Genomic DNA, 20840 nt, shown 5'->3' with positions numbered 1-20840 from the left:
GGGTGAGGGCGAGTTCGGAGGTAGGGTTCTCCGTGGAAGCCGGCGCAGCTTGGGGCTCAGGGACCTTGGGGTGGGACTTGGAGGGCATGGTTTCAAATGGGAGCGGAATGGCTGCGGTCCTGAGAGCCAGGACAGCGTCTCCGTCGGGTAAGGGTTCTTCCCTTTTCTCTCTACACGCCCCATGAACTTGGCGAAACCGGAGTTCTCGCTCAAGCCGATGTAAACAGGTGCGAGAGGGAAACGGGCTTCCTTGCCTCCCACCCCAGCAACCCAGTTCATCCTGGCTCCTGCTCGCAGATGGCCCCCTGCGGGAAGGGCGGATCCATGACCACCCAAGTGCCGGTAGCCCCCTGGTGGGATCGAGCACGCGGTGGACCTACACCGAAGCCTCTTTCCCAGGCGTGACGTGGCAGCGCATAGACGGAAAGTCCGTCCCGATGAGCGGTATAAGAGTAGTGACGCACCACGCCGTTGCAGTACCTCACCCATCAATCTGCGCTCTGAGAGGCGCGCTCACGATGCGCGCCACGAGGGCCCCTCTAGGGCTTGACGTGCACGCACGTCCCTGATGTCACCATGAAGGACGAGGACACCCCGGCCCACCACTACGAGGAGAAGGTGGTGAGCCTCAATCTGGAACTGGCCAATCTGGAGCATGCTCTGCGCGGGGCCCAACTCCTGGCCGAGCTTTTCGCCAACAACGACATGCCGACCGCGGATGCCGACCGGCAAGCGCCCCACTCCGTCGTCGCGATCCTGGCCCTCGCGGATGCACGGCTCCAGCAGCTCCGCCGGGTCATCCGGGGTGAAGCCGATGCACGGCACCTGTGGGCGCCGCACAACGCCATCACCCCGGAGCCGATCCCAGGGGATGCGGAGGACGTGAGGCTGGAACCCCGGACTTCGCCCAGGCCATCGGCCACTCCCGGCACCAGGAAACGCGCGGGCAGGACGGCCAGGCGCAAGCCCCAGGCGAAGCGGACCGCGAAGACGGCGGCTGGAGGACCGGAGGAGCCCGCGAAGAGGGATGAGGGAGCGTCGGCTCCCTCTGCTCCCGCTTCTCCGTGACGCCCAGCGCGTGACGGATGAACTGGGGTTCCACGAGGGGGTCATGCGCCGGAAAGGGCGTGGACACCCGGAGGTCGTCAGACCTCTTTAGCCCTCGGCTCCATGCACACCGGGCCGTGTCACGGGAAGGAGATCCCGGACAGGGTGACGGTGCGGCCGGCGCCCGCCTCCCACAACTTGAGCGTGAAGGGGCCCTGGGCCTCCTCTGCCGTGGCCGATGCCTCCACCACGATATGTTGCCGCTTCCCGTCCGCTTCAATGGGGCCTCGCTGCCATACCGGTAACTGTTCGCCGTGCCCCGTCCCGACGCCGTGCTGACCGGCTCGGGACGGCGGGGGAGCGGGTGTCAGTCCTGACTCTTCGGAAGTGTGACTGTGCCTGGGTTCTCGATGGAGGCGAGAGCAGCGCGCCGCAGATAGTGCCCGGGGTCCTCACCCCGCAGGCGTGCCGTCTCGATGAGGGAGTAGAAGAGCGCTGCGACCTCGGTGCCTCGCTGGGACTTGCTGCCGTAGTGATTCTTCCTGCCCATCACCATGTCGCGCATCTGTCGCTCCACGTGGTTGTTGTCGATGGGCACCACGGGGTTGCGCAAGAAGACGGTCAACCCGTCCCACAGCTTCAGCATGTACTCCAGGGCCTTGCGGAACGCGCTGCCCGGGGCGGCTCGCTGCCCCAGGGCCCACTGCCGGATGCGCTCGACGACTGGCGCGGAGTGCTGCTGGCGCACGGCGAGCCTCTGCGCGAGCGCGACCGAGCGCATCTCTTCCGAGAGGGCGTACCAGCCGGGCAGGTCCGCCTCAATGGCATACACCTCGCCGATGCGTTTCAGCACCTCTTCGCAAGCGGGCGCGAATTGCTTCGCCTCGAAGAATTTGCGGCGCACGTGCGCCCAGCAGAAGGCCAGCGTCGCGGGGGCGGGCCCGTCCGGGCCGGACTTCGTCGCCGTCTGGTATGCCGCGTAACCGTCCACCAGGACGACTCCGGCGTAGTCACCCAGCACCGCCCTGGCCGTCGCGCCGGAGCGGCTGGGGAGGATGCGGTGGAAGACGGTGTCCGGTGAGGCCACCGTCCAGGCATACCATTTGGTGCCCGGCCCCTTTTCCAAGAGCAGCCAGTACGTCTCGTCCGCGTGAATGACGGGCGAGGTGAAGACTTCGGCCAGCAGCGCCTCGTAGGACTTCTGCAGGTGGCCGGCCAGCGCGTCCAATTGGTCCCAGAGCGTCTGCGCCTCCACCACCAGGCCCTCGCGCAGGTACAGCCGCTGCTGACGGGTCAGCGGCAGGTGGAAGCCGTACTTCATGAGGGCGACATAGACGGCGAAGTCCAGCGAGTAGCGCCCCCCGGGAATGGACCGCGGAGGCGCCGGGGCCGTCACCGGCGCACAGCCCTGGTGGCAGCGGTACTTCTGCCGACGCACACGACGCAGCACGAAGCTTCTCTCGACGACGGTGACTTCCTCGCAGTCCTCCGTCTGCCCCTCCCACGTGTGCAGGCCTCCGCCGCACAGGCCGCAGAGACGGTCCGCCTCGTCCAGCGGCAGCAGGACTTCTTGCACCTTCAACTCAGGCTGGGCCGTGGGGCCGTGGCCGCGCTGCGGCTTCGTGCGCGGAGGCTTCGCGGGCTTCTCCCCGTGCCTCTCGCTGGAGGCGCCGAATAGACGCTTCTGCAAGAGGGCCAACTGCTCCTTGAGTCCCGCGAGCTCCAGTTGCAGCCGCGCCTGCGCGTCCTCGCCCTTGAGCCGGGCATTCTCGAGGGCGAGGGCTTCGAGGCGCTGGTGCAGCCGGGCATTCTCCGCCTCCAGCAGGCTGGCCACCTGCTTGGCCGTCTCCAAGTCTCGAAGTTGCTCCACGCGCGTCATGACTCCCCCGCTGGGTGCTACATCGCACCGCCTATCGCAAGGACTTTGTCGTCCACGGCCGGAGGCGACAGCTTCCACCGCCCCGCCAGCTCGCAGCCTTCCAGGAAGAGGGACAGCTCACTCACCGTCAGCTCCACCGCCTGCGCGCCCTCCTGGCTCCAGGGCCTGGCGAAGCGTCCCCGGAAGAGCCTCTTGGTGAGCAGCACCAGGCCCGTGCCGTCGAAGTGCAGCACCTTGGCTCGACGCCGACACCGGCCGACGAAGAGGAAGACGTCACCCTTGAGCAACTGTTGTCCCAACTGCTGCTCGACGAGCGCGCTCAATCCATCGAAGCCCCGGCGCATGTCCACCGGAGCCGCGTACGTGAAGACGCGCACCGCGCGCGTGAGCGTCAGCACCCCAGCGTCCCCAGTAGCTGCGCGGCGCTCTCCACGCTCAGTCCTTCGACTCGCCAGCCGCCCGGCGACACCAGCACTACCTGCTGCACTCCCGGCCCCGCGGCTGCGGCGGGACGTGCGCTGACGCGCACCGGCACCAGGGCCGCGCTTGTCTCAACGGGCTTCGGACGGGAGCGGCCCTTGCGCCATTCGTAGAGCGTCGGTCCGGACACGCCCAACTCCTTTCCCGCGTCCGTCACTGTCCCACCCGCCGCCACGGTGTGCTCGGCGTAGCGCACCGCGAAGGCGCGCAGCGCCTCGGGGAACGGCAATGAGCCGCTGCGCCTCCCGGCCTTCAACCGCTGCGCTTCCTGGCGGAACTGCTCCAACTCCTTCTCCAACTCCACGGACCACCTCCTGGCGTGTGGCCAACGGAGGTCTCATGAGCGGCTCGGTCCGTCACGACGGGGCACGGCGAGGTCTTACTCGTCAGCGAACCCGGCTTGCCCTCACCCTGGTCGGTCTTCGTCTGCTCCCCCCACAACCGCAGTGCCGACTCCGTCAGGTCCAGGTCACGGGCCACCTGCCGCAGGGACTTACCCTCCATCAGCACCAGCTTCATCGCCCCAGCCTTGAACTCCGCCGAGCACTCAGGGCGCGGCCTGCTGGGCTTCTTCTGCTTCTCCTCGTTCGCGGACATCCCGGGCTCCGTCCATCACATCTCGGGTGTCTACGGAACTGGGCTACCCCCAACGCTGCCGTCGCGCGGAAGAGCTTGAGAAGGTTGTGGGTGGCGCAGATGAGGCCCCACTCCTCCCGGGCGTCAACGTCTCGGCCCTCCCCTTTGGCCGCTTTTCAGGGGAACTTCATTGGCCGGTTCTGGGTGACCACTGAGAGTTGCCTCTCCCCAGGATGCGGCGCTCCACCTCGGAGACTCGATTGGCTGGCGGTCCAGAGAACCGGTCTCACGCTCTCGCAGAGCCCAGGAGTCACGACCTGAAGCCCGGAGCGCGGGAGGCCCTGCTGCCAGCGCCATCAGCCATGAGCCAGGACCGACAGTCCGCCTCGGGCGCTCCTCCCGAGCCTCCCTGCGTCGAAGTCCTTGCGGCGGCGTCCTTGTCCCGCTATACGGGCGTCACTTTGTGGCCAGGTAGCTCACCTGGTTAGAGCGGCGGTCTCATAATCCGCAGGTAGTCGGTTCAAGTCCGACCCTGGCCACTGCCCCGGACTCACTTTCCCAAGTGATTCCGGGGCTTTTCTTTTCGTGGCCCGGGGCTTCAGCGGACCTGGCATCGCCGCGCTGGCCAGCCTGCAAGGACAGGAGCCGGGTGGAGACTGGCCCCCCCTGCTCCCCCGGGAAGGCCACCACGAGCCTCCGACACCTCGGGGCCCTCCATCTCCCAGGACACGTCGCCGCGCAGGAGGGCGAGCGAGCCGCAGGGCTCCCCTCCACGGCGGACCGAGCACTCGTGGAGGAACTGAACCAGGGGCCCCACCGCGCCAGCATGCGCGGCCAGGAGCCCCCGGCCTGAGTCACGGCATCAACTCACGAGTCGTAACCGGTGTACCCGCGCAGCACCACGACCTTGCGGCTGGCCGGGTAATACAGCACCGCGAACTGGTTGAACTCGTGGCAGTTCTGGCACGGCACCTCCTGGGTGCCCAGCCACGCCTGCACCTCACCGCCACCGGTGAACGCGTCGATGGCGGCCAGCAGCGCCGCGCCGTCACCGTAGTAATTCGTGCTCAAGAGGATGCTGTTCGCCAGGCCCGCGCGGTTCGTCACCGTGCCGGCCTCGAACGTCGGGATGTCCCGGTACCCCGGCCACTGGAGCGCGTCGTACGCGGCGCGCAGGCTGGCGGCCGGCTGCGAGCAGCGAGGCGTGGTGTACGCGGAGATGGAGTCCAGCCCGTGCCACGCGCCGTTGTTCGAGCCGTCGTTCCACGCATCCCGCGCCGCCTCCAGCGCCGAGGCGTCGATCTCCGTCAGCGCGAACGGCGTGCTCGGCGTCTGGTCGCAGATGTTCGTCACGTACTGGCACCGCGACACCTGGCGGTACGAACCACACAGCCCGAAGTCCAGCGTCCCCGCCGGCTGCGCGTGGATGCAGTCGTACACCGACAGCTCACAGGCGGGCGTCGGCCAGACCTCGTACGGGTCGCCCGTCGTCACCGCCAGGCTCGTCACCCTCGGCACCAGCCGCGCCGTCTTCTGCGACACCGCCTGCCCGCCCTGAATCACGTTGAAGGCGAGCGGAATCGTCGTCGGGTCCATCGCCTGCTCCACCGCAGCGTAGGACCAGTCCAGCTTGAAGGTGTCCGCGTCCACGCGTGACACCTGCGGAATCCCATCCGGCCCCGTCACCAGCAGCCCGTCCGCCAGCACGTCCGCGCGGCCCCGGTACACCAGGCTGCTGATGGGGTGCTTCACGTAGACGGGGTCCACCTTCTCGTCGATCCACACCGGCGACGTGCCCCGGAAGTCGAAGAAGCGCGGGTACACCTCGATGCGCGCCGTGTACTGCGTGGGCGTGCCCGTGAAGGTGTTCACCGCGATGAACAGCGGCAGCCCGGAGAGGATGGAGTTCAGCTCGTGCCCCACCGGCAGCACCACCTCGAAGCGGCGCTCGCTGATGATGTTCGCCGTGCCGAAGGCGTCATCAGGCACGAAGCTGAACACGTACTGCAGATACCGGTTCGCCGTCGCCTTCAACACCAGCGAGCGCACCCCGTTGCGCGTCTCGAACGTGCCCATCGTCTCGAAGCTCAGCTCCAAGGACGCCTCGGACGCGTAGATGCGCGTCGCCGTCGCCTCCGCCTCGGAGACCGCCAGTTCCTGCTCGGGCGCCGGCTCCCCATGGGAATCCATACAGCCCGACAGTCCAGACAACGCCAGACATGCAATCAATACCTTGCGAAGACGCATCATTCCGCTCCAGGTGAGCTACTCGGGGAAAATCACAATAACGTGAGCACCCGGCCGCACGACGTGTCAATCCCGTCACAGCGCCGCGGGCCCCGAGGAGACCTGGGTTGATACATGAAACGAAAAAGGCGCCGGCCCCAGCACAGGGGACCGGCGCCCGGGGACGACGAGACGTCAGGAGTCGTAGCCGGTGTAGCCCTGCAGCACGACGACCTTGCGGCTGGCCGGGTAGTACAGCACCGCGAACTGGTTGAACTCATGGCAGTTGTGGCACGGCACCTCCTGCGTCGACAGCCACGCCTGCACCTCGCCACCGCCCGCGAAGGCGTCGATGGCGGCCAGCAGCGCCAGCCCGTTGCCGTAGTAGTTCGACGTCAACAGGATGCTCTGCGACAGACCGGCCCGGTTGGTGAACGTCCCATCCTCGGCGGAGGGGAAGCCCTGGTTCTCCCACGCCAGTTCCTGCATCACCGCCTGGATGGTGGTGGGCGTGGTGGGACACTGGGGCGTGATGTACGCGGCAATCGGATGCAGGTAGTGCCACGCACCACCGTTGGAGCCCAGGTTCCACGTCGCGCGAGCGGGCTCCAGTGATGAGGCATTGATGGACGTCAGCGAGAACGGCACCGGCGTACACGCCTTGGCCACCGTCGCGACTTCCCGACCCCCCTCCGCGAAGGCGGAGAAAGAAAACACAGCGACCACCGCAACCATCAGACGACGGAAGTTCATCAGTGTGCTCCAGGTGAGGAAGGCGCGGATTAGCACACCAATTTGAGAAACCGGCTAACAAAGGTGTCACTTCCACCCCTCGGGGGCCGGGCCGTTTTGTTGACGAGTCCCCGGACCACCCTCCTAATGCCCGGACACGTCAGTAGCGGCCTGTAGCAGTCCCCCCGGGAGGAACCCCCATGCAGGATGGAAGCGCCAGCCCCCTGAGCCCCGAGCTCGCCCCGTCACCGGGCGCCACGGAGACGCCCGTCGACGCGCGGGGCCCCGAGGCCGACATCGTCTCCACCCACGTCCTGGTCCCCGAGGAGCAGGTGCAGAAGCTGCGCGAGCTGGCGCGGCGCACCCGCATCCACCAGAGCGAGTACCTGCGCGAGGCGGTGGAGGACCTGCTCGGCAAGTACGGCCGCGGCGCCGCCAAGCCCGAGGGCCAGTCGTGAGCATGCTCGCCCAGCGAGGCGCCTCCCCGCGTCTGGGCGAGCCCCAGCCCGTCCTGCGACGCCGCGAGTGGGACGGCGCCTTCCGCCTGCCCCGCCCGCGCCCCTCCTCCGAGCGCCCCTCCTCCATCCGGGATGCCATCATCCGCTGGCTGGACCAGGAGCTGTAGGAGCACCGCCCACGCGGCACCTGGAGGCGACCGACACGCGCGGGCTAGGCTTGCCGCCATGCGCACTGTCCTGCTCGTCGCCGCCCTCGCCGCCTCCGGCTGTGCCGGCCCCGGTGGCTTCCAGAAGCTCTACCCCGGCATGACGTCCCGGGAGGTCGTCGAGGCCATGGGCCAGGGCCCCACCCGCGCCCACGAGTTCCCCGACCGGTCCTCCGCCTGGTACTACGGCGACGATCAGTGCGTGCTGATGCGCGAGGACAAGCTCGTCGCCAAGTCGACCACGCGAGAGCGCACCGCCGTCGACACGCCCATCGTCTCCATCCGTGACACCGCGAAGGCCGTGTGCGCGCCGGAGGGCTACGCCATCGAGACACGCGGCGAGCAGCGCATCGACACTCCCTTCGGCAGCTTCAAGGGCTCGCTCGGCTCGACGAAGGCGCCGAGGAAGTCGACGCCTCCGGCCGACAGCGCGCCGGGCGCCGACACGCAGCCCGACGACGCCCCGTACTGAGCCCGCGTCACGCGCTGGGGGCCGTAGCCTCGCCCTCCTTCTCCAGCTTGCCCGCGATGTCCTTGAAGGACATGTGGCCCAGCGACATGAGGATGAGGCCCAGGCCCACCGTCTGCGCCGTCTGCGCCATCCACAGCACGTTGGCGTACGCGAGCCCGCCGGCGTTCACCACGGTGGCCGGCAGGAAGAGGCTCAGGCCCACCTTGCACGCCGCCTGGAAGGTGCCGACCATGCCCGGCGCCGCCGGAATCATCACGCCCACCACGAGCACGCACAGCACCACGTACGCCTGGAAGAGCGACAGCTCCATGGGCTGGCACGCGGCGCCGGCCGCCACGCCCGAGCAGTCGAAGGCGTTGGCGAGCAGCATCATCCCGAAGCCGTTGAGGCCCCAGTAGCCCACGGTGAAGAGGAAGAAGAGCACCACCTGCCTGGCGTCCGGCAGCTGCCGCATGGCGCCCACGAAGGTGTCGACGATGTCGGCCACCTTGTCGGCGAGCCCCGGCGCGAAGCGGCCCACCGTCGCGCGCACCAGGCGCACGGTGCGCTCCTGCTGCCACAGGCCGAAGAGCAGGAAGAGCAGCCCGCCGCCGAACACCGCGAACATCAGCCACGAGCCCAGCTTGACGTAGCGCACCTCGGGCGTCTCGGTGGGCACGAAGAAGAGCAGCACCCGCATGGACGCGGCGACGAAGAGGCCGTCGACGATGCGCTCGAGCACCACGGACGTCATGGCGGCGCTGCGGCGGATGGAGCTGCGCTGGGCGATGAGGAAGGGCCGGGCGAACTCGCCCAGGCGGAAGGGCAGCACCAGCAGCATCATGAAGCCGATGGCAGAGGCCTCGTTGAGCTTGCGGAAGGGCACCCGCTCCAGGCCCGACAACAGGCTGCCCCAGCGCAGCGTGCGGAAGACGTGGATGCCCAGCAGGCAACCGAAGTACGGCAGCAACCAGATGTAGTTGGCCGACTTGAGGCTGTTGAGCTGCGTCCCCCAGTCCGTGTCCCGGAAGGCCCACCAGAGGAAGACGAGGGTGACGAGCAGGCTGGCTGCGAGCTTGACGGCGCGTTTCACGGCGGCCGGGTATACCGTCAGTCCTGGTCGGACTCCAGCGACTCTCCGGCCAGCAGTCGGGAGGGGTTGTCCCGCAGGAGCCGGACGGCCGTCTGTTCCCCCACCCGGCCGACGAGCTCCGCCAGGGAGCGCCCCAGCCAGTCCCGCGCCCCCACCGGCCCATGCAGGTCCGTGGCGGCGACGGCGTAGAGGCCCTCTTCCAGGAAGGCGCGCGCGAGCTTCTTCGGCGTGGGGCCGTAGCGGCCGATGAGCGCCCCCACGTCGAGCTGAAGCCGGGCGCCGGTGCGCACCGCCTCCGCGGCGCGCCCCTTGCGCTCGAACTCCACGCAGCGCTCCGGATGGGCGATGAGCGGCACCACGCCCTTGGTGCGGATGCGGAACAGGATGTCCGGCAGCGCGGGCACGGGCGCGGTGTAGGGCAGCTCCACCAGCGTCACCTTCCCCGCCCCCAGCATGCGCGCGGCGGGTGTGCCCAGGGCGCGCAGGAAGGCGTCGTCCAGCACATTCTCCGCGTTGCGGCCGAGCGTCAGCGGGATGCGCTCGCGCGCCAGGGCGGCCGTCAGCTCGGCGAGGCGGGCCTCCACCACGTCCACGGGGGCGTACTCGGGCCGGGCGTGGGGGCTGGGGGCGACGGTGGAGAAGCCCAGGTCGACCAGCGCCCGCGCCATCTCCAGCGCGTCCTCCAGCGAGCGCGCGCCGTCATCCACTCCGGGCAGCAGGTGGCAGTGCAGGTCGACGTAGCCCTTCACGCATCCTCGCGCTGGCGGTCGGGATGGCTTCCGGGCGGCAGCTCGTCCTCCGTCTCATCGGACTGGCGGTCGGGCATGCGGTACTCCTCCCCCAACCACTTGCCCAGGTCCACCGCGCGGCAGCGGCGCGAGCAGAACGGGAACGAGGTGTTCTCGGGACGGGGAGGAACCGGCTTCTTGCAGATGGGACAGGAGGGCGTGCTCATGTGGGACCTGCCTTCTTAGATAAGCCTTGACGCTCTCGTGGGCCAGGACGTTTCGTGCCCGCCCGCCAGCAGGAGGAGGCCCGCCATGAAGGTCATCCGCATCACCACGCCCGGAGGCCCCGAGGTCCTCGCCGAGGACGAGCGCCCCGAGCCCATCCCCGGCCCTGGAGAGCTGCGCGTGCGCGTGCGCGCCACCGCCCTCAATCGCGCGGACCTGCTCCAGATTCGCGGGCTCTACCCCGCCCCGCCGGACGTGGCGCCGGACGTCCCCGGCCTGGAGTACGCGGGCGAGGTGGTGGCGGTGGGCCCGCGCACGCACCGCTTCAAGGTGGGAGACCGCGTGATGGGGCTGGTGGGCGGCGGCGCGTGGTCCGACCAGCTGCTGGCCCACGAGCGGGAGACGCTGCCGATGCCGGAGGGCCTGGACTTCACGGACGCCGCGGCGCTGCCGGAGGCGTACCTCACCGCGTACGACGCGCTGGTGCTCCAGGGAGGCCTGAAGCCGGGCGAGACGGTGCTCGTGCACGCGGTGGCCAGCGGCGTGGGCTCGGCGGCGGCGCTCTTGTGTCAGGCCACGGGCGCGCGCGTGGTGGGCACCGGGCGCAGCGCGGCGAAGCTGTCCCGCGCCTCCGAGTGGGGCGTGAAGCACACGCTCGTGTGCGAGTCCTCGCCGCCGCGCTTCGCGGACCCGGTCCGTGAGCTCACACAAGGTCGGGGCGCGGACCTGTGCCTGGACCTGGTGGGCGGGGACTACGTGCCCGAGTCCATGCAGGCCCTGGCGCCCAGGGGCCGGATCCTGCTCGTGGGCCTGGTGGCCGGCGCGAGCACGGAGGTCAACCTGGGGCTGTGGCTCACCCGGCGCCTGAGCATCACCGGCACCGTGCTGCGCAGCCGGCCGCTCGAGGAGAAGATGGCCCTGGTCCAGAGCGCGGAGCGACACCTGCTGCCGCTGTTCCGCTCGGGCGCGCTGCGCCCCGTGGTGGACGCGGTGCTGCCCCGGGCCGAGCTCGCCCAGGGCCTGGAGCGCATGGCGCGCAACGACTCGGTGGGAAAGCTGGTGGTGCGCTGGGACTAATCCCAGCCATACCAGAGCTTCTGGCGTGAGTCGTACGAGTACTTCCAGAAGACGATGGTGTAGCAGGTGATGCCGAACGAGCCGTCCTCCCGACGCTGATAGCCGATGTCCATGGCGAGCGTGGCGGCCGGGCCCTCGGGCTCGACCCCATCACACGTGGGCACCTGGGCGATCCACTCGGGCACCAGCTCCTTCGCGGACTCGGGATAGGCGCCCTTGCTCGCGTGATAGGACTCCAGCGCCGCGATGAGCGGAGCGAAGCGGACCTCCAGCTGGTCGAAGCGCCAGGAGGTGCCGCGCGTCAGCCCCAGGTAGGACAGCACGAGGCCCGCGAGCATCCAGGCCAGGGACAGGAAGTTCACCCTCCTGCGCACCGGGAGCACCGCCAGCACCAGCGCGACGAGCACCAACCCGGCCCCCGCCAGCATCAGGAGCGGCACCGCCAGCGCCGCCGTGAACGACAGATATCCCAATCCTGTCATCAACGCCGCTCCCAGCAGCGTCAGCAGGGGCACGAGCCATTTCGCCATGTCGTGACGATAGCAGACGGATGGCCCCCGAGCGTCCTCGAACCGACAGAGCCCCTGGACTCCTGACGCGGGGCGCGCTGACGGATTGCCGACTTCGCACGCGCTGAGCAGCGCCGGGGTGGTCCAGGACCGCACGCGCAAGTGTCTGCGTGGTTCCGGCCCGGCGCCCATCAAATGACAGACGCCTGCCCTCGCGTTCACATAGGCAAGCAGACGCGTCCGCTCAAGATTGGCAACGAGAGCTTTCTCCGGAAAGTCCGACTCCCGAGTCCCCCCACGCTCTCGCCCAGGCTGGCGTCAGTCACCCCCGCGACCAGGGACGGGCCCGAGGCCCCATCCCTGGCGCGCCAGCGCTCATTTCCGCGTCCCCGATGAACGGCCCGCACCCTTCGCGGTGGCGCGGGCCGCGCGTGCTTTCCAGAGGTGTCCCCTCGCCTCGTCGAGTGCAGACCATGAAGCCAGAACCCTCGCTGTCCGCCCGCAGTGCGCCCCACCCCAGCGCTCCGCTTCCGATGGGTCTTGGAGCCTTCGGCCCCGGAGCCCGCATCCAGCATTACGAGCTCATCCGGCAGCTCGGCAGCGGAGGCATGGGCACCGTCTTCCTGGCGCGGGACACGCGCCTGGGCCGCCGGGTGGCCATCAAGCTGCTGCACTCGAAGGACGCGCAGTTCAGCCAGCGCTTCATCCTGGAGGCCCGCACCACGGCGCGGTGCAGCCACGAGAACATCGTCATCATCTACGAGGTGGGCGAGGCCCATGGCAGCCCATACATGGTGCTGGAGTACCTGCAGGGGCAGCCGATGGACCGGCTGCTCAAGAGCAGTCCGCGCCTGCCGCCGTCGCGCGCCGTGGAGCTGATGTCCCCGGTGCTGCGGGCGCTGTCGTGCGCGCACGCGCACAAAATCGTCCACCGCGACTTGAAGCCGGAGAACATCATCGTGACGGACGCGGGCACCATCAAGGTGCTCGACTTCGGCATCGCGAAGGTGCTGCAGGGGGACGAGCACGGCGCGGAGACGGACCCGCGCGTCCTGCTGGAGGGCCTGCGGCTGCTCCCCCCGCCGGGCCGGATGGACCAGTCGGTCCACCTGACGCGCCAGGGAGCGCTCTTGGGGACGCTGGCGTACATGTCCCCGGAGCAGTGGGGCAACGGCGTGGGCGTGGACCACCGCACGGACATCTGGGCGGTGGGCATCATGTTGTTCCGGATGCTCTCGGGCAGACATCCGCTGGAGCCGCTGCGGGGTCCGCAGTTGATGGTGACGGCGATGATGGACGAGCCGATGCCGCAGCTGCGCGCGGTGCTGCCGGACATCCCGGGGGAGCTGGCCTCGGTGGTGGACCGCTGCCTGCTCAAGCCCAAGGAGCAGCGCTTCCCGGATGCGCTCGCGGTGCTGCGCGCGCTGGAGCCGTTCCTGCCCGGCCGGTTCATCCCCGACGTCGGCGTGGACGAGAGCCCCTATGCGGGGCTCGGCTCGTTCCAGGAGGAGGACTCGCCGCGGTTCTTCGGGCGGGCGCGGGAGACGGCGGCGCTGGTCAACCGGCTGCAGGACCGGCCGCTGCTCGCCGTCGTCGGGCCCTCGGGCGCGGGCAAGTCGTCCTTCGTGCGCGCCGGACTGGTGCCGGTGCTCAAGCGCTCGGGCATCCCCTGGGAGTCGCTCATCATCCGCCCGGGGAGGGACCCGCTGGCCGCGCTGGCCAGCATGGTGGCGCCGCTCGTCACGTCGTCCCCCACGCTGGAGGAGGACCTGCGCAAGCAGCAGCAGATCTCCGCCCATCTGCGCCGGGAGCCCGGCTACGTGGGCGCCGTGCTGCGGGCCCGCGCGCGGCGGGAGCGCCGGCGCATCGTGCTCTTCATCGACCAGTTCGAGGAGCTGTACACGCTGGTGCCGGACGCGGCCGAGCGCCGCGCCTTCACCGCCTGCCTGTCGGGCATCGCGGACGACGCGACGTCGCCCATCCGGGTGGTGCTCTCCTTGCGCTCGGACTTCCTGGACCGGGTGTCGGAGGACGAGCGGTTCATGGCGGAGCTGTCGCCGGGGCTGTTCTTCCTCACGGCGCCGCAGCAGGACGGGCTGAGGGATGCGCTCGTGCAGCCCGCGGAGCTGGCGGGCTATCGGTTCGAGTCCCCGGAGATGGTGGACCAGATGCTCCAGCACCTGGAGACGACGCCGGGCGCGCTGCCGTTGCTCCAGTTCGCGGCCACGCGGCTGTGGGAGGCGAGAGACCCGGGCCGGCGGCTGCTGACGGAGGGCGCGTACCAGCGGATGGGGGGAATCTCGGGTGCGCTGGCGACGCATGCGGACAGCGTGCTGGCGGGGTTGTCGTCCCAGGAGCGGGCGCTGGCGCGCGCGGTGTGCCTGAGGCTGGTCACCGCGGAGCGCACGCGGGCGCTCGTGTCGATGGAGGAGCTGCGGGAGCTGACGCGGGACACCGACGCGCTCCAGCGGCTCATCGATGGGTGGGTGCAGGCGCGGCTGCTGGTCATCCAGACGGGCGGGAGCTCGGGCTCGTCGGTGGAGCTGGTGCACGAGTCGCTCATCGGGAGCTGGCCCACGCTGAAGCGGTGGTTGGACGAGGGGCAGGAGGATGCGGCGTTCCTGGAGCAGTTGCGCGCGGCGGCGCGGCAGTGGCAGGCGAAGGGGCGGGACGGCGGGTTGTTGTGGCGGGGGGAGATGGCGGACGAGGCGCGGCGCTTCCAGCGTCGTTACCGGGGGGAGCTGCCGCAGTCGCAGCGGGCGTTCCTGGACGCGGTGGGGGCGCAGGCGAAGCGGCTGGCGCGGGTGAAGCGGGCGTTCATCGTGGGGGCGGTGGCGCTGGTGTCGATGCTGTTCGCGGCGGCGGCGGTGGCGCTGGTGTTCATCCGGGAGGCGCAGCAGGAGGCCGAGCACCAGGCCATCATCGCGCTGCGCGCGGAGGCGACGGCGCGCAACGCGGAGTTCCTGGCGAAGCGCTCGGAGGCGGAGGCGCAGGAGCGGCTCGCGGAGGTGCGCGCCAAGGAGGAGGACCGACGGGCGGCGCAGTCTCGCGCGGAGGAGGCCAATGAGCGGGTCGAGGCGACCAACGAGACGCTGGTGCTGCGCAACGCCGAGCTCGTCACGGCGCTGAGGCGGGCGAAGTGGGCGCGCTTCCATGCGAACGTGGCGATGCGGCGGGCCGAGCAGAGCGCGTTGAATGCGCGGCAGGCGCGCGCCGAGGCGGAGCGGCTGTTGCAGCGCGAGCAGGAGCGGACGCTGCGGATCCAGTCGACGCTCGGAAGTCCTTTCATCGAAACGTTGAAGTGACGTGAGGCACGCCATGTCGGTGATGCGAAGCTGGGGCTCGCGTGGGCGCGGGCTGGCCGTGGTGGTGGTGTCGTTGTGGGGGATGCTGGCGCAGGCGCAGCGGCTGGATTCGCCGCTGGAGGTCGGCGGGAATCGCCCGTGGGCGCAGGGGGTGCCTCGGGACGAGCAGCAGGCGGCACAGGCGCTCTTCCTGGAGGGGAACGAGCGGCTGCGGGAGTCGGTCTTCGTGGAGGCCAGCCGGAGCTATCGGCGGGCGCTGCGGCACTGGAACCATCCGGCGATTCATTACAACCTGGCGCTGGCGTTGATGAACCTGGACCAGCCCATCGAGGTGCACAAGCACCTGGAATCGGCGCTGAGTCATGGGGCGGACCCGCTGGATTCGAACCGGTACGAGCATGCGCGCTCGTACAAGGCGTTGCTCGAGAAGCAGTTGGCGTGGGTGGACGTCCGGTGTGACGAGCGGGGGGCCATCGTCACGCTGAATGGACAGCCGCTGTTCACGGGGCCGGGGAGATACCAGGGGCTCATCCGGCCCGGGATGCACAGCGTGATTGCCTTCAAGGACGGGTATCTGCCGACGGAGAAGCGTCAGGCCTTGATGCCCGGGGAGCGGACGAAGCTCGCGCTGGATTTGTATACGGAGGAGGAGGTCATCCGGTACCGACGACGGTGGTCCGCGTGGGTGCCGTGGACCGTGCTGGGCGCGGGACTGGCGGCGGCGGGCGGAGGTGGCTGGATGCACTGGAAGGCGAATGAGTCCTTCGGGAAGTTCGATGCACGCATCGAGCGTCCCCAGGGAAGCACGCTCACGCCCGAGTTGAAGAGCCTTCACAAGAAGGGCGCGAGCTTCAGGGCGGCTGCCTACAGCGGCTATGCACTGGGAGGAGCCACCGCCATCACGGGAACCGTGCTGCTCTACCTGAACCGGCAGCGGTCCTATCGGCTGACGGCGGAGGACCTCGCGCCCCCCGTGGTCATCGTCCCCGTCGTCGAATCCGAATCACAGAGCGTCGTGGCAACCATTCGCTTCTGAAGGAGGCGCTTCGTGTTCCCCAATGCTTCCCCGAGCTCAATCCCAAGCATCGTCGTGACATGCCTCGCAGTCCTCACGACCGCCGCATGCATCGAGTCCAAGAGCGTGACCTGCAAGAACGGGCTCGTATGTCCTGCTGGGATGGTCTGCGCCGCCGAGGAAGACCGCTGCATCCAGGGTCTCTGTGGCGATGCGACCACCCAGAAAGACGAAGGAGAACAATGCGACGACGGCAACTCCGTGGCTGGAGATGGATGCAGCCCCGACTGCATGTTCGAACGCTGTGGAAACGGGCTGGTGGACCTGCATGAAGAATGTGATTACAACGCCGACGGCGGCGTCGGATGCAATCAATACTGCGCGCAGAGGCGCTGCGGCGATGGACTCCTCGACCCCGGAGAGGCTTGCGACGATGGCAACGAAGCCTCGAGTGATGGATGCAATGCGACCTGCACCTCCACCGAGAGCTGCGGGAACGGATTCCTCGACCCTGGCGAACTCTGTGATGACGGGAACAGGGCGAACGGAGACAAGTGCAGCAGTGACTGCAGGTCCATGGAGGCGTGCGGGAACGGGATTCGAGACATCGACGAGGAATGTGACGACGGAAACGAGTCCAACAGCGATGACTGCCTCACCACGTGCGTGAGCGCCCGCTGCGGTGACGGGTTCACCAACGTCCTGGGAACTGACCACGAAGCCTGTGATGACGGTCCCCTTCTCGACGGTCCCTGTCGCTCCGATTGCCGCTCGCTCAAGAAGTGTGGAAATGCCCTGGTGGACCCAGGCGAGGAATGCGACGACGGCAATGACATCGACACCGATGCGTGCCCTCGCACCTGCAAGAACGCAACGTGCGGAGACGGCTTCGTCCTCGACACGAATGAACTTCGCGAGGAATGCGATGACGGCAATACAAGCGCATGTGGCTCATGCAGTGCGACCTGTACCCATCAGCAGGAGCCTGCCCACGCCCGAGGCGTCATCATGCTCGACCTGGTGGACGGGGGAGTCCGGGATGGCGAAATCCTCATCGTCAGCGACGGTGTCGGCCGCTGCATCTTCGAGTTCGACACCGATGGCGAGGTCCTCGACACGCATGCCCAGGTGAGACCCTCTGCCCCGGGCAGCGGGATGGACGTGGCCGACCACCTCTTCTCCGCGCTCGGTGACGCTACGACCCACGAGACCAAGCAGGGCTGCGACACTCCGGACGCAGGCAGCTTCGCGCCTCCTCCTGCCCTCCGACTGAACGTCCGCCGACCCGATGGAGGGACACGTCTGGAGTTGGAGCATCGTCATCCAGGGCCCCAGGGCAATCAGCCCATCATCGAGTCGGTGGTGAACCCCGGCTTCACCGTGACGTCCCTGGGCGGAGGAACTGGCATGGACTGCCCGGCCGGCACGGGGTGCACCGATGACCGCGACTGTGACCCGGTCGATGGCCGCCATGAGTGCCTGAAGGACGACGACCAACCCGTCGGCCGGTGTTGCGTCCGACGCAGTCCGTAACGGACAGTTGCGCCCCGTCCCGGGGTCCGTATCCTCCGCCGCCATGGCCACCCACTTCGACCCCAGCGCCGCGGCGCAGCCGGGCTCCGGCGTCTTCGGACTCCCCCACTCTCCCGACGAGGCGCACGTCGTCCTCATCCCCGTGCCCTTCGAGGCCACCACCAGCTACGGCGGCGGCACCTCCGAGGGCCCCGCCGCCGTCCTCGACGCCAGCCGCCAGGTGGACCTCTTCGACGTGGAGACCGGCCGCCCCTACGAGCGCGGCATCGCCATGCTCCCCGATCCCCAGCAGCTGCGCGACTGGAACACCCGCGCCAAGGAGCGCGCCCAGGTCGTCATCGAGGCCGGCGGCATCCACTCCGGTGAAGCCGAGCTCCTCGCCGCCGCCAAGGACGTCAACGCCCTCTGCGACCAGATGAACGAGTGGGTCTACCGCACCACCCAGCACTGGCTCGACCAGGGCAAGCGCGTCGCCGCCGTCGGCGGAGACCACTCCATCTCCTACGGCATCATCCGCGCCCACGCCGAGAAGTACCCCGGCCTCGGGGTGCTCCACCTGGACGCCCACGCCGACCTGCGCGTCGCCTACGAGGGCTTCACCTGGTCCCACGCCTCCATCATGTACAACGTCGCCGAGCGCATCCCCGGCGTGAAGACGCTCGTCCAGGTCGGCCTGCGCGACATGAGCCAGGAGGAGCACCGCTACATCGAGGACTCCAACGGCCGCGTCCACGGCTTCTTCGACGCCGCCCTCCAGAACAAGCGCTTCGACGGCGTGCCCTGGAACCGCCAGGTCGATGAGATGGTCGCCCTGCTCCCCCAGCAGGTCTACCTGTCCTTCGACATCGACGGCCTGGACCCCGTCCTCTGCCCCCACACCGGCACCCCCGTCCCCGGCGGCCTGTCCTTCCCGGAGGCCGTGGCCCTCATCGCCGGCGTCGTCCGCTCCGGACGCACCATCGTCGGCTTCGACCTGACCGAGGTGGCCCCCGACCCCGAGGGCAGCGAGTGGGACGGCAACGTCGGCGCCCGCCTGCTCTACAAGATGATTGGCTGGATGCTGAAGTCCCAGAAGGCCTGAGCGTCAGCTCACCCCGCCCTTCGGCAATCGCACGCCGAAGGGCACGCTCCGCACCACCGAGGGCTCCACACCCTGCTGGCGCGCCAGCTCCGTCGCCACCGAGGCCATCGACTCGAGCTGCGCGTGCAGCACCTCCAGCGCCGCGGCGTCCACCGACGCCCCCGCCTCCAGCCGCCGCAGCTGCCGCCGCGCCTCGTCCAGCGGCCCCTGCAGCGCCCGGGCCGCCCACGCCCCCAACGGCAGCCCCCCGCCCACCGCCGCCCCCTTCGGCGCGTCCACCAGCGACTTGTGGATGAGCGCCTCGAAGTCGGTGATTTCGAACGGCTTGTGGAGGAACGCGTCCGCCTCCGGCGCCCCCTGCGGCAACACCGCGCTCAGCAGGATGACGGGCACACCGTGCAGGTCCGGGTCGCGCTTGAGCCGGCGGCAGAGCTCCACCCCGCTCAGGCGCGGCATCATGTGGTCCGTCACCACCAGATGTGGGCGACGCGTCCGGGCCAGGGCCAGGGCCTCCTCGCCATCGCGAGCCTTCACCACATCATGACCCAGGTCCTCGACCACCTGACTGAGGACCTCCAGCACCGCGGGCTCATCATCCGCGACCAGGACCAGACTCATGCTTCCGCTCCTCCGCACCAGCGTGGCCCCCAAGCCACGCCGCCAGGACTCGGCCTGCCCCTTGGATGAAGCGAGAATCCTCGGGGAACGACCACCACCCGGAGATGCAATCGTTCACGGACGTGCGGAGTGGTTTATGAAAGGCGCAGCACCGCCTCCAGCGAATCGTGGGAATGACGCCGGCTTCCCGACAGTCCACCTGTCCTTCGCCGGACAATCCGCTGGAGGCCCACGGAGGGTGACATGAAGGGTGGAGTCATGAGGTGGGCAACCCTGCTGGCGGCGCTCATCGCCACGGGGAGCGCGAGCGCGGACCTGGCCCGGCGGCGTGACGCCGTCGTGGAGGTCGTCCAGAAGGTCTCGCCGGCCGTCGTCTACATCGGCACCGAGCAGGAGGTGGAGGCGCGCTTCCGCCGCCGCTCCCCGCTGGAGGAGTTCTTCGGCGGCTTCGGGGGTGAGCGCGGCGAGCGCGGGCGACAGAAGATCCAGGGCCTGGGCAGCGGCGTCATCATCGACCCGACGGGCATCATCGTCACCAACGACCACGTCATCCGGGGCGCGTCCACCATCCACGTGGTGCTCGCGGATGGGCGCTCGCTCGACGCGGAGGTCATCGGCAGCGACGCCAACAACGACCTGGCCGTGCTCAAGGTGACGACGAAGGAGCCGCTGCCCATCGCGAAGCTGGGCATCAGCTCCGACCTCATGATTGGCGAGACGGTGGTCGCCATCGGCAGCCCGTTCGGCCTGAGCAAGACGGTGACGGCGGGCGTGGTGTCCGCGACGGGGCGCACCTTCCGCGCCGACAACCGCGTGTACAACGACTTCGTCCAGACGGACGCGGCCATCAACCCCGGCAACTCGGGCGGACCGCTGCTCAACGTGGACGGCGAAATCATCGGCATCAACACCGCCATCTTCGGCGGCGGAGCGCAGGGCATCGGCTTCGCCATCCCCGCCGACAAGGTCCGCCGCATCGTCGATGAGCTCACCCGCTTCGGGAAGCTGCGCCCGGCGTGGGTGGGAATGGATGCCGTGGACCTGACGCCGCGCGCGGCCCGACAGCTCGGGTGGGACCGCTCCTACGGCGCGCTGGTGACGGCCGTGGAGGACGGCAGCCCCGCGGCCCAGGCCGGCGTGCGGCGCGGGGACATCGTCGCGGAGCTGGGCGGCTCGCGCATCCAGGACGCCGAGGACTTCGACACCCGCGTGCGCGGCTACCCCGCCCGCTCCGCCTTCGCGCTGGTGCTGTTCCGTGAAGGCGCCTCGCGCACCGTCCAGGTCACCCCCTCCGAGTTCCCCGCGCGCATGGTGGAGGCGCTCGCCTGGGACAGGCTGGGACTGCGGGTGAAGGAGAACCGGGGCGTGCTGACGTTGTCGGGCGTGAGAGGGGGTTCGGCGGCCGCGGAGGTGGGGCTGGAGCCCGGGGACACCATCCTCCGGGTGAACAACCAGCCGGTGACGACGGCGGACGCCTTCAAGGAGGCCCTGCTCACCGCGCGTCGCGGACGTAGCGTCCTGTTGCTCGTGAGACGGGGCCGCTACGGCTATCACATCACCCTGCCCTTCGAGCAGGACACGGGGCAGAGCCTGTAGGGCTG

The 20840-nt window shown here is 69.3% G+C and carries 21 protein-coding genes, 1 tRNA gene and 1 pseudogene; 12 read left to right on the top strand and 11 right to left on the bottom strand.

Annotation, left to right across the window (positions count from 1 at the left end; genetic code table 11):
- The first annotated feature begins 576 nt into the window (after positions 1-576).
- Positions 577-1068: a hypothetical protein gene (locus tag VZQ01_RS36470; RefSeq protein WP_426745955.1), complete on the top strand. Its 492-nt coding sequence runs from the start codon at positions 577-579 to the stop codon at positions 1066-1068.
- Positions 1069-1414: 346 nt separating this feature from the next.
- On the opposite strand, the gene tnpC is transcribed toward VZQ01_RS36470, so the two are convergent.
- From tnpC to VZQ01_RS36450, 4 genes are read right to left on the bottom strand one after another with little or no spacing between them, the layout of a single operon-like run.
- Positions 1415-2917 carry an IS66 family transposase gene (gene tnpC, locus VZQ01_RS36465; protein ID WP_426745954.1) on the bottom strand — a complete coding sequence of 501 codons (1503 nt, stop codon included), beginning with the start codon at positions 2915-2917 and terminating at the stop codon, positions 1415-1417.
- Positions 2918-2943: 26 nt separating this feature from the next.
- The gene (gene tnpB, locus VZQ01_RS36460) at positions 2944-3324 is read right to left on the bottom strand and encodes an IS66 family insertion sequence element accessory protein TnpB (RefSeq protein ID WP_426745953.1); all 381 of its coding nucleotides are present in this window, start codon (positions 3322-3324) and stop codon (positions 2944-2946) included.
- Positions 3318-3710 (bottom strand): helix-turn-helix domain-containing protein, encoded by a 393-nt coding sequence (locus VZQ01_RS36455; RefSeq protein WP_426745952.1) that lies wholly within the window; start codon positions 3708-3710, stop codon positions 3318-3320. The genes tnpB and VZQ01_RS36455 overlap by 7 nt, the downstream gene beginning before the upstream one ends.
- The gene (locus VZQ01_RS36450; protein WP_426749016.1) at positions 3659-3910 is read right to left on the bottom strand and encodes a hypothetical protein; all 252 of its coding nucleotides are present in this window, start codon (positions 3908-3910) and stop codon (positions 3659-3661) included. Before VZQ01_RS36450 ends, VZQ01_RS36455 begins: the two co-directional genes overlap by 52 nt.
- Before the next feature lie 537 nt (positions 3911-4447).
- Here VZQ01_RS36450 and VZQ01_RS36445 point away from each other — a divergent pair.
- Positions 4448-4521, top strand: a tRNA-Ile gene (locus tag VZQ01_RS36445).
- Between the two features lie 328 nt (positions 4522-4849).
- Here VZQ01_RS36445 and VZQ01_RS36440 read toward each other — a convergent pair.
- Both VZQ01_RS36440 and VZQ01_RS36435 read right to left on the bottom strand, forming a co-directional pair.
- A complete protein-coding gene (locus VZQ01_RS36440; RefSeq protein WP_426745951.1) occupies positions 4850-6172 on the bottom strand; it encodes a hypothetical protein in 1323 nt (440 codons plus the stop codon).
- A gap of 231 nt (positions 6173-6403) precedes the next feature.
- Entirely contained in the window at positions 6404-6961 is a 558-nt protein-coding gene (locus tag VZQ01_RS36435; protein ID WP_223751993.1) for a hypothetical protein, read from the bottom strand.
- Between the two features lie 179 nt (positions 6962-7140).
- On the opposite strand from VZQ01_RS36435, the gene VZQ01_RS36430 reads away from it, so the two are divergent.
- The 3 genes from VZQ01_RS36430 to VZQ01_RS36420 are packed head-to-tail and all read left to right on the top strand — an operon-like array spanning position 7141 to position 8076.
- Positions 7141-7398 (top strand): ribbon-helix-helix domain-containing protein, encoded by a 258-nt coding sequence (locus VZQ01_RS36430; protein ID WP_046714565.1) that lies wholly within the window; start codon positions 7141-7143, stop codon positions 7396-7398.
- Positions 7395-7565 (top strand): hypothetical protein, encoded by a 171-nt coding sequence (locus tag VZQ01_RS36425; RefSeq protein ID WP_223752028.1) that lies wholly within the window; start codon positions 7395-7397, stop codon positions 7563-7565. Before VZQ01_RS36430 ends, VZQ01_RS36425 begins: the two co-directional genes overlap by 4 nt.
- Positions 7566-7623: 58 nt before the next feature.
- The gene (locus tag VZQ01_RS36420) at positions 7624-8076 is read left to right on the top strand and encodes a hypothetical protein (protein ID WP_267700489.1); all 453 of its coding nucleotides are present in this window, start codon (positions 7624-7626) and stop codon (positions 8074-8076) included.
- A 7-nt stretch (positions 8077-8083) separates the two neighbouring features.
- Here the strand turns inward: VZQ01_RS36420 and VZQ01_RS36415 are convergent, their stop codons facing one another.
- Genes VZQ01_RS36415 through VZQ01_RS36405 form a run of 3 tightly spaced genes read right to left on the bottom strand, consistent with a single transcriptional unit; the run spans position 8084 to position 10103 of the window.
- Positions 8084-9148, bottom strand: a complete 1065-nt coding sequence (locus VZQ01_RS36415; protein ID WP_223751995.1) for a lysylphosphatidylglycerol synthase transmembrane domain-containing protein — start codon at positions 9146-9148, stop codon at positions 8084-8086.
- Between the two features lie 17 nt (positions 9149-9165).
- A complete protein-coding gene (locus VZQ01_RS36410; protein WP_223785638.1) occupies positions 9166-9897 on the bottom strand; it encodes a tyrosine-protein phosphatase in 732 nt (243 codons plus the stop codon).
- The gene (locus VZQ01_RS36405) at positions 9894-10103 is read right to left on the bottom strand and encodes a DNA gyrase inhibitor YacG (RefSeq protein WP_141333120.1); all 210 of its coding nucleotides are present in this window, start codon (positions 10101-10103) and stop codon (positions 9894-9896) included. Before VZQ01_RS36405 ends, VZQ01_RS36410 begins: the two co-directional genes overlap by 4 nt.
- An 85-nt stretch (positions 10104-10188) precedes the next feature.
- Here VZQ01_RS36405 and VZQ01_RS36400 point away from each other — a divergent pair, with 85 nt between their 5' ends.
- Entirely contained in the window at positions 10189-11178 is a 990-nt protein-coding gene (locus VZQ01_RS36400; RefSeq protein ID WP_426745950.1) for an NAD(P)H-quinone oxidoreductase, read from the top strand.
- On the opposite strand, the gene VZQ01_RS36395 is transcribed toward VZQ01_RS36400, so the two are convergent.
- The gene (locus tag VZQ01_RS36395) at positions 11175-11708 is read right to left on the bottom strand and encodes a hypothetical protein (protein WP_426745949.1); all 534 of its coding nucleotides are present in this window, start codon (positions 11706-11708) and stop codon (positions 11175-11177) included. The two genes, VZQ01_RS36400 and VZQ01_RS36395, sit on opposite strands and share 4 nt — an antisense overlap.
- A gap of 452 nt (positions 11709-12160) precedes the next feature.
- Between VZQ01_RS36395 and VZQ01_RS36390 the strand changes: the two genes are divergently transcribed.
- From VZQ01_RS36390 to VZQ01_RS36370, 5 genes and pseudogenes are all read left to right on the top strand, one after another.
- On the top strand, positions 12161-14992 hold the full coding sequence (locus tag VZQ01_RS36390; RefSeq protein ID WP_426745948.1) for a serine/threonine-protein kinase: 2832 nt from the start codon (positions 12161-12163) through the stop codon (positions 14990-14992).
- A gap of 13 nt (positions 14993-15005) precedes the next feature.
- Entirely contained in the window at positions 15006-16028 is a 1023-nt protein-coding gene (locus tag VZQ01_RS36385) for a tetratricopeptide repeat protein (protein ID WP_223785635.1), read from the top strand.
- A gap of 141 nt (positions 16029-16169) precedes the next feature.
- Positions 16170-16940: pseudogene (locus tag VZQ01_RS36380) on the top strand (DUF4215 domain-containing protein); the annotation flags it as partial.
- Positions 16941-17015: 75 nt separating this feature from the next.
- Positions 17016-17540, top strand: coding sequence for a hypothetical protein (locus tag VZQ01_RS36375; RefSeq protein ID WP_426749047.1), 525 nt, complete (start codon positions 17016-17018; stop codon positions 17538-17540).
- Positions 17541-17583: 43 nt separating this feature from the next.
- A complete protein-coding gene (locus VZQ01_RS36370) occupies positions 17584-18621 on the top strand; it encodes an agmatinase family protein (RefSeq protein ID WP_426745947.1) in 1038 nt (345 codons plus the stop codon).
- A gap of 3 nt (positions 18622-18624) precedes the next feature.
- Here the strand turns inward: VZQ01_RS36370 and VZQ01_RS36365 are convergent, their stop codons facing one another.
- Complete coding sequence (locus VZQ01_RS36365; RefSeq protein ID WP_223752001.1) at positions 18625-19239, bottom strand: response regulator; 615 nt, start codon at positions 19237-19239, stop codon at positions 18625-18627.
- Positions 19240-19482: 243 nt separating this feature from the next.
- Here VZQ01_RS36365 and VZQ01_RS36360 point away from each other — a divergent pair, with 243 nt between their 5' ends.
- A complete protein-coding gene (locus tag VZQ01_RS36360; protein WP_223752002.1) occupies positions 19483-20835 on the top strand; it encodes a trypsin-like peptidase domain-containing protein in 1353 nt (450 codons plus the stop codon).
- Positions 20836-20840: the final 5 nt, after the last annotated feature.

Origin of the sequence: Myxococcus faecalis (assembly GCF_050039385.1) — a bacterium.
Taxonomy (GTDB): Bacteria; Myxococcota; Myxococcia; order Myxococcales; family Myxococcaceae; genus Myxococcus; species Myxococcus fulvus.
Note: the sequence above shows the minus strand (reverse complement) of the source record. Positions and strands in the feature narration are given on the sequence as shown.